Annotated in this window: 10 protein-coding genes; 6 read left to right on the plus strand and 4 right to left on the minus strand. The window is 64.3% G+C overall.

The genetic code is table 11. The features are described from left to right. The first annotated feature begins 77 nt into the window (after positions 1–77). Positions 78–695 (plus strand): bifunctional phosphoserine phosphatase/homoserine phosphotransferase ThrH, encoded by a 618-nt coding sequence (gene thrH, locus BTN82_RS08825; protein ID WP_075118760.1) that lies wholly within the window; start codon positions 78–80, stop codon positions 693–695. Positions 696–813: 118 nt separating this feature from the next. On the opposite strand, the gene pabB is transcribed toward thrH, so the two are convergent. The 4 genes from pabB to BTN82_RS08845 form a co-directional block, all read right to left on the minus strand. Continuing rightward, positions 814–2,157 (minus strand): aminodeoxychorismate synthase component I, encoded by a 1,344-nt coding sequence (gene pabB / locus BTN82_RS08830; protein WP_075118761.1) that lies wholly within the window; start codon positions 2,155–2,157, stop codon positions 814–816. Between the two features lie 223 nt (positions 2,158–2,380). Continuing rightward, a complete protein-coding gene (locus BTN82_RS08835) occupies positions 2,381–3,367 on the minus strand; it encodes an alpha-L-glutamate ligase-like protein (protein WP_075118762.1) in 987 nt (328 codons plus the stop codon). Next, complete coding sequence (locus BTN82_RS08840) at positions 3,367–4,899, minus strand: inactive transglutaminase family protein (RefSeq protein ID WP_075118763.1); 1,533 nt, start codon at positions 4,897–4,899, stop codon at positions 3,367–3,369. The genes BTN82_RS08835 and BTN82_RS08840 overlap by 1 nt, the downstream gene beginning before the upstream one ends. Before the next feature lie 5 nt (positions 4,900–4,904). Beyond that, entirely contained in the window at positions 4,905–5,447 is a 543-nt protein-coding gene (locus BTN82_RS08845; protein ID WP_075118764.1) for an ATP-dependent zinc protease, read from the minus strand. Between the two features lie 269 nt (positions 5,448–5,716). On the opposite strand from BTN82_RS08845, the gene BTN82_RS08850 reads away from it, so the two are divergent. From BTN82_RS08850 to prpF, 5 genes are all read left to right on the plus strand, one after another. After that, complete coding sequence (locus BTN82_RS08850) at positions 5,717–6,439, plus strand: GntR family transcriptional regulator (protein ID WP_075118765.1); 723 nt, start codon at positions 5,717–5,719, stop codon at positions 6,437–6,439. Next, positions 6,436–7,332, plus strand: coding sequence for a methylisocitrate lyase (prpB, locus tag BTN82_RS08855; protein ID WP_075118766.1), 897 nt, complete (start codon positions 6,436–6,438; stop codon positions 7,330–7,332). The genes BTN82_RS08850 and prpB overlap by 4 nt, the downstream gene beginning before the upstream one ends. A 170-nt stretch (positions 7,333–7,502) precedes the next feature. After that, a complete protein-coding gene (prpC, locus tag BTN82_RS08860) occupies positions 7,503–8,630 on the plus strand; it encodes a 2-methylcitrate synthase (RefSeq protein WP_075118767.1) in 1,128 nt (375 codons plus the stop codon). 171 nt (positions 8,631–8,801) lie between these two features. After that, the gene (gene acnD, locus BTN82_RS08865) at positions 8,802–11,408 is read left to right on the plus strand and encodes a Fe/S-dependent 2-methylisocitrate dehydratase AcnD (RefSeq protein WP_075118768.1); all 2,607 of its coding nucleotides are present in this window, start codon (positions 8,802–8,804) and stop codon (positions 11,406–11,408) included. Between the two features lie 61 nt (positions 11,409–11,469). Next, a complete protein-coding gene (gene prpF, locus BTN82_RS08870; protein WP_075118769.1) occupies positions 11,470–12,660 on the plus strand; it encodes a 2-methylaconitate cis-trans isomerase PrpF in 1,191 nt (396 codons plus the stop codon). Positions 12,661–12,693 lie beyond the last annotated feature (33 nt).

Raw genomic sequence — 12,693 nt, forward strand, 5'->3', positions numbered from 1 at the left:
GCGCGGGCCAGAGTGAGTCGCTAGAGTTCGGCAGTCCTTTTGCTCGCTCGAATAACCAATACAAATGGGAGTGTCTCGTGGAAATTGCCTGTCTTGACCTGGAAGGTGTACTGGTCCCGGAAATCTGGATCGCCTTTGCCGAAAAAACCGGGATTGAATCCCTCAAGGCGACCACCCGGGATATTCCCGACTACGACGTGCTGATGCAGCAGCGCCTGCGGATTCTCGACGAACACGGCCTGAAGCTTGCGGATATCCAGGAGGTGATCGCCACCCTCAAGCCACTGGACGGCGCCGTCGAGTTCGTCGACTGGCTGCGCGAACGTTTCCAGGTGGTGATCCTGTCCGACACCTTCTACGAGTTCTCCCAGCCGCTGATGCGCCAGTTGGGCTTCCCCACGCTGCTGTGCCATCGCCTGATCACCGACGCCAGCGGCCGGGTGACCGGTTACCAGCTGCGCCAGAAAGACCCCAAGCGCCAGTCGGTGCTGGCCTTCAAGAGCCTGTACTACCGGGTGATCGCCGCGGGGGATTCGTACAACGACACCAGCATGCTCGGCGAGGCCGACGCTGGCATCCTGTTCCATGCCCCGGACAACGTGATTCGCGAGTTCCCGCAGTTCCCGGCGGTGCACAGCTTCGCCGAGCTGAAGCAGGAGTTCCTCAAGGCCTCGAACCGCGAGTTGAGCCTGTAAGGCGCCTTTGTAGCCGCTGCCGCAGGCTGCGTATGACCGCGCAGTGGGCGCCGTTCTCGGGGTCGCAGGAGGTCCTGCGGACCTTGCGCAGCCTTCGGCAGCGGCTACAAGGGCAGTATCAAAGGTCCTGCAAGGTCTCCAGCAGCACCTTCACCTTGGTGATGGACTCCTGGTATTCAGCTTGCCAGTCCGAATCCGCGACGATTCCGCCGCCGCCCCAGCAGCAGACCTGCCCGTCCTTGACCAGCAGGCTGCGAATGGCAATGGAGCTGTCCATCTCGCCGCGCACGTCCAGGTACAGCAGCGAACCGCAATACAACCCGCGCCGGGTCGGCTCCAGTTCGTCGATGATCTGCATGGCGCGGATCTTCGGCGCGCCGGTGATCGAGCCGCCGGGGAAGCTGCCGGCGATCAGGTCCAGGGCATCCTTGCCGTCTGCCAGTTCGCCGGTGACGCTGCTCACCAGGTGATGCACGTTGGGGTAGCTTTCCAGGCTGAACAGCTCCGGCACCCGCACCGAGCCGATGCGGCAGGTACGGCCCAGGTCGTTGCGCAGCAGGTCGACGATCATCAGGTTTTCCGCGCGGTCCTTGGGGCTGGCCAGCAGCTCGGCGGCATTGGCCGCGTCTTCGGCCGCGTCCTGGCCGCGCGGCCGAGTGCCCTTGATCGGCCGGGTTTCCACCTGGCCGGCGCTGACCCGGACAAAACGCTCGGGCGACAGGCTGAGTACCGCGCCGCCGTCCGGTAGGCTCTGGAAACCGGAAAAAGGCGTCGGACAGGCCGCTCGCAACGCGCAATAGGCACTCCAGGGATCGCCGACGCAGGGCGCGCGAAAGCGCTGGGCGAAGTTGACCTGGTAGCAGTCGCCCGCCTGGATGTACTGCTGGATACGTTCGAACGCCTGCTGGTACTGGGTGGCGCAGAGGTCAGGAAGCATCGGCCCGCCGAGTGTGAAGCGGCCCTGGGGGCTGGCCGGCGCCTGGCCGAACAGGGCGACCAGGCGCTGGCGTTCGTCGGTCGCGAGGGCGGGGTGGAACACCAGCTGGCTGGTGCCTTGCTGGTGGTCGCTGATCAGGGCCCAGTCATACAGGCCGAAGCGCGCGTCGGGCAGTTGCAGGTCGTCCCGGGCCTGGCTGGGCAGGCGTTCCAGGTGGCGGCCGAAATCGTAGCTCAGGTAACCGATCAGCCCGCCGGCGAAGGGCAGTTGGTAGGGTGCGGGGATGCTCGCCTGGCCCAGTTGGTCCAGGTTATGCCGCAGGCGTTGCAGGAAGGCTTCGCCGCTTTCGTCGTTCTCCACGGTCAGCTCGGCCCGTGGCCAGGCGCTGAGCAGGTCGTAGCGGCCGCGCTCGGCGCTCGGCCGGCTGCTGTCGAGCAGCACGGCGCCGGGAGCATGGCGGATCGCCGCGAAATACTCGGCAGGGTCGGGGCGATAGGGCAGCGGGTGTACGGAACAAGTCGACATGCGGGGCGGATCAGCCATCGGGAGAGCGCGGCTGGCGATTGTAGTCCCCTCGGGGAATTGCTCCTAGTGGGGATGTCGGCGATTGCCCTGTTTATGACGTAGAACCCTGTAGCCGCTGCTGAAGGCTGCGCCCGACCGCGAAGCGGGCGCCGCTCTTAAAGTCGTTGAGGGCCTTCGGCCCTATCGCAGCCTTCGGCAGCGGCTACAGGGGGCGAGTGCTGGGTCAGCCTTCTACCGCCGGGATATGGCCGAACAGGTCCTGGGCGAATTGCACGCGCTGCTCGACGGTTTCGCTGATGCCGCGGGCCTTCAGTTCTTCCAGGTGCGCTTCGACCGCGTGGGTGCGCTGGGTCAGGCCGCAGTCGTTGGCGATCTGGATATTCAGGCCGGGCCGGGCGTTGAGCTCGAGGATCAACGGGCCCTTTTCCTGGTCCAGCACCATGTCCACGCCGATGTAGCCCAGGCCGCACAACTCGTAGCAACCGGCGGCCAGCTTCATGAAACCGTCCCAGTAGGGCAGCTGTACGCCGTCCACCGCGTTGGTGGTGTCCGGGTGCTTGGTGATGATGTTGTTCAGCCAGGTGCCGCGCAGGGTCAGGCCGGTGGCCAGGTCGACGCCGACGCCGATGGCGCCTTGGTGCAGGTTGGCCTTGCCGCCGGACTGGCGGGTCGGCAGGCGCAGCATGGCCATCACCGGGTAGCCCATGAGCACGATGATGCGGATGTCCGGCACGCCTTCGTAGCTGATGCTCTTGAAGATCTGGTCCGGGGTCACCCGGTATTCGATCAGCGCGCGGTCGCGGTGGCCGCCCAGGGAATACAGGCCGGTGAGGATGCTGGAAATCTGGTGCTCGATTTCCTCATGGCTGATGATCTTCCCGGACACGGTGCGATAACGCCCCTCGAAGCGATCGGCGATCACCAGGATACCGTCGCCGCCGGCGCCTTGCGCCGGCTTGATGACGAAGTCGCTGCGCCCGCCGATGATCTCGTCGAGCTTGTCGATTTCCTTCTCGGTGGAGATCACCCCGTACAGTTCCGGCACATGGATGCCGGCCTTGATCGCGCGTTCCTTGGTGATGATCTTGTCGTCGACGATCGGATACAGGCTGCGCTTGTTGTACTTGAGCACGTAGTCCGCGTTACGCCGATTGATCCCCATGATGCCCCGGGCTTCCAGGGCCTTCCAGGTCTTCCACAGGCCGAACATTACGAATCAGCCTTGACGAAGGCTTTGAAACGGATCAGCTCGGTCAGGCGGTAGCCGCGGTAGCGACCCATCGCCAGCATGAAGCCCACCAGGATCAGCAGCATCGCCGGGAAGGTGAAGACGAAGTAGACCAGCTCCGGCACGGTCATGATCAGGTGCGCCAGGGAGGCGGCGAACAGCGTGCCGATGGCGACTTTCATCGCATGGCCGGCGCCGCGTTCTTCCCAGGTGATCGACAGGCGTTCGATGGTCATGGTCAGGATCACCATCGGGAACAGCGCGACCGACAGCCCGCGTTCCAGGCCGAGCTTGTGGCTGAACAGGCTGATGGCGGCGATCAGCACCACGACGAAGGTCAGCACCACCGAGAGTCTCGGCAGCATCTGCAGCTTCAAGTGCTCCAGGTAGGACCTGAGGGACAGCCCGAGCGCGGTGATCACCGTGAACAGCACGATGCCGAACCCCAGCTGGGTTTCGCGGAAGGCCAGGGCGATCAGCACCGGGGTGAAGGTCCCCAGGGTCTGCAGGCCGATCAGGTTGCGCAGAATCAGGATCACCAGCACGCCGATCGGGATCATCACCATGATCATGAAGGTCTGCTGGGTCTGCAGCGGCAGGCCGTACAGCGAGTATTCGAGGAAGTTGGCGTCGGTGTTCTCGTCGGTCAGCTTGGCCAGGCGAATGGCGTTCATTTCGCTGTTGTTCAGGCTGAAGGTCACAGTGGCTTTCTTGCCGCCGTCGACGGTGATCAGGTTGTCGTCGCCGATCCACCACAGCAGGCGATCGCTGGGCAGGCCCTGTTCACCGGTTTCCGGGTTGAAGTACAGCCAGTCGGTACCGTTGAAGCTGCGCAGCCACAGCTCCGGGGTTTGCGGCTGGTCGGCCACCAGGCGGATGGTGTGGACCTTTTCCATCGGCACGTGGGCGATCGACAGCAACAGGTCGACGATCTTGGCCTTGTGCGCCGGCGACGGGTCGCCCGCCAGGAGCATCTTGGCGTTGTCGTCGTTGCTGTTGTTGACCCGCTTGATGGCTTCGCTGATGAAGGTCTCGACGTCGGCCGAGTGCTGGCGGATCGGTGCGAGCAAGGCTTCGGCGGCGATTTTTTCCGGGCCTTCGACGGCGATGCTGTCGCGGAAGGTCGGGCCCTTGATCTTGGCTTTTTCAGCGGTGTAGCGCTTGGTCAGGACCAGGCGGTAGTAGAGGGTCTGGTTGCCCTTGGCGCGGCGTGCCGACCAGGTCACCTTGCGGTTGCCGTCGACGCGGTTCACCGCCACCCCGTAGTTATTGGAAATGAAGCTCTCGTTCAGGCTGACGTAGTCGCGGCTCAGCGGCGGCACGAACATCTGGATCTTGATCGGGTCCTTGGCATTGGCGACGAACTCGACCTTGGCGTCGATGTTCCACAGGTCGTCGGTGGCGTCTTCGGTCACCGGGATGCCGAGCACGAAAATCTGATAGGCCGTAACCGATATGCCCAGCACCACCAGGATGGCGATCAGGATTTTCAGATGGAGGGTAAGAGAGCGCATTGGAATTACTCTGCGGTATGAGCGTCGGTGGCGCAGGCAGGTTTGCCAGCAGCGTATTTAAGACTGGGGTCGACCAGTGCGTCGAAGCGCTTGAGGGCCTCGGAGCCGATCAGGAGCGGGTATTGGAATGCACTGCGGTCGGTCAAGTTCACTTCTATGCTGCGCAGGGCCGTGCCCATGCAGATATCCAGTTCGATGACCGGGCGCGCGGTGTACTTCTTGTTGTTGTCCTCATCGGGGTCGTAGTCGCCGGCGCGGCGCTTGATCTTGCTGACGCGGGCCAGCGGACGCTCGATGGGGTGGGAATGGGCGGTGTCGATGGCCAGGTAGAAACGTACCCAGGATTCGCCGTTGCGTTTGAACCGCTTGATATCGCGGGCGCTGAGGGAGGCGGTCTTGGCCCCGGTATCGAGCTTGGCGGCGACTTCCAGGTCGATCCCGGACAGTCTGGCGTACTCATTCAGGCCGTAGACGGTCTTGCCGGCGGCGGCACTCAGGCCGGGCAAGCCAAGCAGGCAGAGCAATAGGGAGAAGGCCTTGAGTCTCATAGATCCTGATGCGTTGCGTGGGTTCTTCAGTTCAAGGCGACCGGCATTGCTGCGCAAGCTCCCTCGTGTGCTGCCTTATTAATATGACAGGCAAATGCGGGCGGCATTCTAGCATGCTGGTTTTACGGCGCCAGCGGTGGGGTCCGGGCTTTTGCATCAGTCTGGTGCAAAGGGTTATTAGACGATTGTCGACAATATCTATTTTTCCTTTGACTGGAAGGGCGTGATTCGCTAGTTTTTGCCGTACTGATTTTAAAGGTGTCGACAATATGCTGGATCAGCTCGATCCCCCCACGGTGACCCAGGACGATTCGGAAACCTTGTCCGAAAACGTCTTCAGGCGTATCCAGGCGGCCATCGTCAAGGGTGAGATCGCCCCCGGCAGCAAGATTTCCGAGCCGGAGCTGGCACGCACCTACGGCATCAGCCGCGGGCCGCTGCGCGAGGCGATCCACCGCCTGGAGGGCCAGCGCCTGCTGGTGCGGGTCCCCCATGTCGGGGCGCGGGTGGTGTCCCTGAGCCACGCCGAGCTGATTGAACTCTACGAGATCCGCGAGTCGCTGGAGGGCATGGCCTGCCGGCTGGCCGCCGAGCGCATGACCGCCGAGGAAATCGACGAGTTGCGCCGGGTCCTCGATACCCACGAGCGCGACGCGGCGTTCCAGGCCGGGGTCGGCTACTACCAGCAGGAAGGCGATTTCGACTTCCACTACCGGATCATCCAGGGCGCGGGCAACCGCACCCTCACGCAGATGCTCTGCGGAGAGCTGTATCAACTGGTGCGGATGTACCGCATCCAGTTTTCCGCCACGCCCAATCGCCCGCACCAGGCGTTCGCCGAGCACCACCGGATTCTCGATGCCATTGCCGATCGCGACGGCGAACTGGCCGAGTTGTTGATGCGCCGCCATATCGGCGCTTCCAAACGCAACATCGCCCGTCACTACCAGGACGGCGCCCAGCAGACAGCCACTCCACGAGGTGAGTCATGAGTTCCAATAACAACAGCACTCCAGGCCAGCGTTTCCGCGATGCGGTCGCCAGCGAACGACCGTTGCAGGTGGTTGGCGCCATCAACGCCAACCATGCGCTGCTGGCCAAGCGCGCCGGGTTCAAGGCGATCTACCTGTCCGGCGGCGGGGTGGCGGCCGGCTCCCTCGGCGTGCCGGACCTGGGCATCACCGGGCTGGACGACGTGCTGACCGACGTGCGCCGCATCACCGACGTCTGCGACCTGCCGCTGCTGGTGGACGTGGACACCGGCTTCGGTTCGTCGGCGTTCAATGTGGCGCGCACCGTCAAGTCGATGATCAAGTTCGGCGCGGCGGCGATTCACATCGAGGACCAGGTCGGCGCCAAGCGCTGCGGCCACCGGCCGAACAAGGAGATCGTCTCCCAGCAGGAAATGGTCGACCGCATCAAGGCCGCGGTGGACGCGCGCACCGACGACAGCTTCGTGATCATGGCGCGTACCGACGCCCTGGCGGTGGAGGGGCTGGAGTCGGCCCTGGAGCGCGCCGCGGCGTGCATCGAGGCCGGCGCCGATATGGTGTTCCCGGAAGCCATCACCGAGCTTGATATGTACAAGATCTTCGCCGACCGGGTGAAAGCGCCGATCCTGGCCAACATCACCGAATTCGGCGCGACGCCGCTGTACACCACCGAACAGCTTGAGTCTGTTGGTGTTTCCCTGGTGCTGTACCCGCTGTCGGCGTTCCGCGCCATGAACAAGGCGGCGGAAAACGTCTACACCGCGATCCGTCGCGACGGCACCCAGCAGAATGTGATCGATACCATGCAGACCCGCATGGAGCTGTACGAGCGCATCGACTACCACAGCTTCGAGCAGAAGCTCGACGCGCTGTTCGCCCAGAAAAAAGGTTGACGCTGAACCTGTAGCCGCTGCCGAAGGCTGCGTAAGGACCGCAGGTCCTCCCACCATCGAAACAGCGGCGCCCGCTTCGCGGTCGATCGCAGCCTGCGGCAGCGGCTACAGGGCAGCATTGGTTTTGACGATTTGCCGATTCCCTAACAAATTCAAGATTGGAGAGAGCAATGGCCGAAGCAAAAGTATTGAGTGGGGCTGGCCTGCGCGGCCAGGTGGCCGGGCAGACCGCACTGTCCACCGTGGGCCAGGCCGGTGCCGGCTTGACCTACCGCGGTTACGACGTGCGCGAGCTGGCGGCCGACGCCCAGTTCGAGGAAGTGGCTTACCTGCTGCTGTACGGCGAGCTGCCGACCCAGGCGCAACTGGACGCCTACAGCCGCAAGCTGAGCAAGCTGCGCGACCTGCCGCAGGCGCTGAAAGAAGTGCTGGAGCGCATTCCGGCCGACGCCCATCCGATGGATGTGATGCGTACCGGCTGCTCGTTCCTCGGCAATATCGAGCCGGAACAGGACTTCTCCGAGCAGCGCGACAAGACCGACCGCCTGCTGGCCGCGTTCCCGGCGATCATGTGCTACTGGTATCGCTTCAGCCACGAAGGCAAGCGTATCGAGTGTGTGACTGACGAGCCGTGCATCGGCGGGCACTTCCTGCACTTGCTGCATGGCAAGAAGCCGAGCGAGCTGCACGTCAAGGTGATGAACGTCTCGCTGATCCTTTACGCCGAGCACGAATTCAACGCCTCGACCTTCACCGCGCGGGTTTGCGCTTCGACCCTGTCGGACCTGTATTCCTGCGTCACCGCGGCCATCGGCTCGTTGCGCGGCCCGCTGCACGGCGGCGCCAACGAGGCGGCGATGGAGATGATCGAACGTTTCGGCTCGCCGGAAGAGGCGATCAAGGGCACCCTCGGCATGCTCGAGCGCAAGGACAAGATCATGGGCTTCGGCCACGCGATCTACAAAGACAGCGACCCGCGCAACGAGGTGATCAAGGGCTGGTCGAAAAAACTCGCCGATGAGGTAGGCGACAAGGTGCTGTTCCCGGTTTCCGAAGCCATCGACAAGACCATGTGGGAGCAGAAGAAACTGTTCCCCAATGCCGACTTCTACCATGCCTCGGCGTACCACTTCATGGGCATCCCGACCAAGCTGTTCACGCCGATCTTCGTCTGCTCGCGCCTGACCGGCTGGGCGGCGCACGTGTTCGAGCAGCGTGCCAACAACCGCATCATCCGTCCAAGCGCCGAGTACGTCGGCGTCGAACAGCGCAAGTTCGTGCCAATCGAACGTCGCTGAATGCTGGCATGAACCCCGAACTCCTGTAGGAGCGAGGCTTGCCCGCGAAGACGGACCGACATTCAACATGGATGCCGGCTGTTGTACCGCCATCGCGAGCAAGCTTCGCTCCTACAGGGGAGTGGTTCCGGCAGCACCGCCTTTTGCAATTACCGTGACCGAGTCCTGACGATGAACACTGAATTCCGTAAACCGCTGCCCGGTACCGCGCTGGACTACTTCGACACCCGCGCGGCCGTCGAGGCGATTCAGCCCGGCGCCTACGCCACCCTGCCGTACACCTCGCGGGTGTTGGCGGAAAACCTGGTGCGTCGTTGCGATCCGGCGACCCTGACCGATTCCCTGAAGCAACTGATCGAACGCAAGCGCGACCTCGATTTCCCCTGGTTCCCGGCCCGCGTGGTGTGCCACGACATCCTCGGCCAGACCGCGCTGGTGGACCTGGCCGGCCTGCGCGACGCCATCGCCGACCAGGGCGGCGACCCAGCCCAGGTCAACCCGGTGGTGCCGACCCAACTGATCGTCGACCATTCGCTGGCCGTGGAGTGCGGCGGTTTCGACCCGGACGCGTTCGCCAAGAACCGCGCCGTGGAAGACCGTCGCAACGAAGACCGTTTCCACTTCATCAACTGGACCAAGAAGGCCTTCAAGAACGTCGACGTGATTCCTCCGGGCAACGGCATCATGCACCAGATCAACCTGGAGAAAATGTCGCCGGTGATTCAGGTGCGCCCGGATGAAAACGGCAAGCGCGTGGCGTTCCCCGATACCTGTGTCGGCACCGACAGCCACACCCCGCACGTGGATGCCCTGGGCGTGATCGCCATCGGCGTCGGCGGCCTGGAAGCCGAAAGCGTGATGCTGGGGCGCGCGTCCTGGATGCGCCTGCCGGAAATCGTCGGCGTCGAGCTGAGCGGCAAGCTGCAACCGGGCATCACCGCCACCGACATGGTGCTGGCGCTGACCGAATTCCTGCGCAAGCAGAAGGTGGTGGGTGCCTACCTGGAGTTCTTCGGCGAAGGCGCTGCCGCGCTGACCCTGGGCGACCGCGCGACCATCTCCAACATGGCTCCGGAATACGGTGCCACCGCGGCGATGTTCTACATCGACCAGCAAACCATCGACTACCTCAGGCTCACCGGCCGTGAGGACGAGCAAGTGCAACTGGTCGAAACCTATGCCCGGCAGACCGGCCTGTGGGCCGACAGCCTGAAGGAGGCGCAATACGAGCGCGGCCTGCAGTTCGACTTGTCGTCGGTGGTGCGTAACATGGCCGGCCCGAGCAACCCCCACGCCCGGGTGGCGACCAGCGACCTGGCGGCCAAGGGCATCGCCGGCCAGTGGCAGGACGTGCCGGGGCAGATGCCCGACGGCGCGGTGATCATCGCCGCCATCACCAGTTGCACCAACACCAGCAACCCGCGCAACGTGATCGCCGCCGGCCTGCTGGCGCGCAACGCCAATCGGCTTGGCCTGGTCCGCAAGCCCTGGGTCAAGTCGTCGCTGGCGCCGGGCTCCAAGACCGTGGCCATGTACCTGGACGAGGCGGGCCTGACCCATGAGCTCGAGCAGTTGGGCTTTGGCGTCGTGGCGTTCGCCTGCACCACCTGCAACGGCATGTCCGGCGCGCTGGACCCGGTGATCCAGAAAGAGATCATCGACCGCGACCTGTATGCCACCGCGGTGCTGTCGGGCAACCGCAACTTCGACGGGCGCATTCACCCGTACGCCAAGCAGGCGTTCCTCGCCTCGCCGCCGCTGGTGGTGGCCTATGCGATTGCCGGGACCATCCGTTTCGATATCGAGAAGGACGTGCTGGGCGTGGTCGACGGCCGGGAGATCCGCCTCAAGGACATCTGGCCGAGCGACGAAGAGATCGACGCGGTGGTCAAGGCTGCGGTGAAGCCGGAGCAGTTCCGCAAGGTGTACATCCCGATGTTCGCCGTCCACGAAGACACCGGACCCAAGGTCGAGCCGCTGTACGACTGGCGCGAAATGAGCACCTACATCCGCCGTCCGCCGTACTGGGAAGGCGCCCTGGCCGGTGCTCGCAGCCTGACCGGCATGCGCCCGCTGGCGGTGCTGCCGGACAACATCACCACCGACCACTTGTCGCCGTCCAACGCCATCATGCTCGACAGTGCGGCCGGCGAATACCTGGCGAAAATGGGCCTGCCGGAAGAGGACTTCAACTCCTACGCGACCCACCGCGGCGACCACCTGACCGCCCAGCGCGCGACCTTCGCCAACCCGAAGCTGTTCAACGAAATGGTCCAGGAAGGCGGTAAGGTCAAGCAGGGCTCGCTGGCGCGGATCGAGCCGGAAGGCCAGGTCACCCGTATGTGGGAAGCCATCGAAACCTACATGCAGCGCAAGCAGCCGCTGATCATCATCGCCGGTGCCGACTACGGCCAGGGCTCGTCCCGCGACTGGGCGGCCAAGGGCGTGCGCCTGGCCGGGGTGGAGGCCATCGCCGCCGAAGGCTTCGAGCGCATCCACCGCACCAACCTGGTGGGCATGGGCGTGTTGCCGCTGGAGTTCAAGCCGGGCACCGACCGCAAGACCCTAGGTATCGACGGCAGCGAAACCTTCGATGTAGTGGGCGAGCGCAAGCCGCGCGCGACCCTGACCCTGGTGATCCAACGCAAGAACGGCGAGCGCGTCGAGGTGCCGGTGACTTGCCGTCTCGACACCGCCGAAGAGGTGTCGATCTACGAGGCGGGCGGGGTGTTGCAACGCTTCGCCCAGGACTTCCTCGAATCGGCTGTTGCCAGTTAAGTGACGTACCGGGGGCGGGCCGCAAGGCGCCGCCCCTGGTCTTTATCAGGACCAGAAATCCATGGCTTTCGTACCTCAGATCAAGATTCCCGCCACCTACATGCGCGGTGGCACCAGCAAAGGCGTGTTCTTCAGCCTGCAAGACCTGCCCGAGGCGGCGCAACTGCCGGGAGCGGCCCGCGATGCCTTGCTGCTGCGGGTAATCGGCAGTCCCGACCCCTATGACAAGCAGATCGACGGCATGGGTGGTGCCACATCCAGCACCAGCAAGACGGTGATCCTGTCGAAAAGCATCAAGCCCGACCACGACGTCGACTACCTGTTCGGCCAGGTGGCTATCGACAAGCCTTTCGTCGACTGGAGCGGCAACTGCGGCAACCTGTCGGCGGCGGTCGGTTCCTTCGCCATCAGCAGCGGCCTGGTGGATGCCGCGCGCATTCCCCGGGACGGCGTAGCGGTGGTGCGTATCTGGCAGGCGAATATCGGCAAGACCATCGTCGCCCATGTGCCGATCACCCAGGGTGCGGTGCAGGAAACTGGCGATTTCGAGCTGGACGGCGTGACCTTCCCGGCGGCCGAAGTGCAGTTGGAGTTCATGAACCCGGCGGCTGAGGAAGAGGGCGCCGGCGGTTCGATGTTCCCCACCGGCAACCTGGTGGACGACCTGGAGGTGCCGGGCGTGGGGACCTTCAAGGCGACACTGATCAATGCCGGGATACCGACCATCTTCATCAATGCCGGCGACATCGGCTATACCGGCACCGAGTTGCAGGGCGCGATCAACGGCGACCCCAAGGCGCTGGCGATGTTCGAGACCATCCGAGCCCACGGCGCGCTGCGCATGGGGCTGATCCAGCACCTGGACGAAGCCGCCAAGCGCCAGCACACGCCCAAGGTGGCCTTTGTCGCGCCGCCGGCGGACTACCAGGCGTCCAGCGGCAAGGCGGTGCAGGCCGCCGATGTCGACCTGCTGGTGCGTGCGCTGTCCATGGGCAAGCTGCACCACGCGATGATGGGCACCGCCGCGGTGGCCATCGGCACGGCGGCGGCGATCCCGGGCACCCTGGTCAATCTGGCGGCCGGCGGTGGCGAGCGCAGCGCGGTACGTTTCGGCCACCCGTCGGGGACCCTGCGGGTCGGCGCCGAAGCGGTGCAGCAAGGCGGCGAATGGAGCGTGACCAAGGCCATCATGAGCCGCAGCGCGCGGGTGTTGATGGAAGGCTGGGTGCGTGTTCCCGGCGACGCTTTCTAAACCATAAATAGCCCCTGTAGGAGCGAGCTTGCT

The organism is Pseudomonas chlororaphis, assembly GCF_001921865.1.
In the GTDB taxonomy this organism is placed as follows: domain Bacteria; phylum Pseudomonadota; class Gammaproteobacteria; order Pseudomonadales; family Pseudomonadaceae; genus Aquipseudomonas; species Aquipseudomonas chlororaphis_D.

Coding starts and splice junctions, on each gene's coding strand:
- BTN82_RS08845 (WP_075118764.1), bottom strand. CDS start 5,447: ATGAGACTCAAGGCCTTCTCCCTATTGCTCTGCCTGCTTGGCTTGCCC.
- pabB (WP_075118761.1), bottom strand. CDS start 2,157: ATGTCGACTTGTTCCGTACACCCGCTGCCCTATCGCCCCGACCCTGCC.
- BTN82_RS08840 (WP_075118763.1), bottom strand. CDS start 4,899: ATGCGCTCTCTTACCCTCCATCTGAAAATCCTGATCGCCATCCTGGTG.
- prpB (WP_075118766.1), top strand. CDS start 6,436: ATGAGTTCCAATAACAACAGCACTCCAGGCCAGCGTTTCCGCGATGCG.
- acnD (WP_075118768.1), top strand. CDS start 8,802: ATGAACACTGAATTCCGTAAACCGCTGCCCGGTACCGCGCTGGACTAC.
- BTN82_RS08850 (WP_075118765.1), top strand. CDS start 5,717: ATGCTGGATCAGCTCGATCCCCCCACGGTGACCCAGGACGATTCGGAA.
- prpF (WP_075118769.1), top strand. CDS start 11,470: ATGGCTTTCGTACCTCAGATCAAGATTCCCGCCACCTACATGCGCGGT.
- prpC (WP_075118767.1), top strand. CDS start 7,503: ATGGCCGAAGCAAAAGTATTGAGTGGGGCTGGCCTGCGCGGCCAGGTG.
- BTN82_RS08835 (WP_075118762.1), bottom strand. CDS start 3,367: ATGTTCGGCCTGTGGAAGACCTGGAAGGCCCTGGAAGCCCGGGGCATC.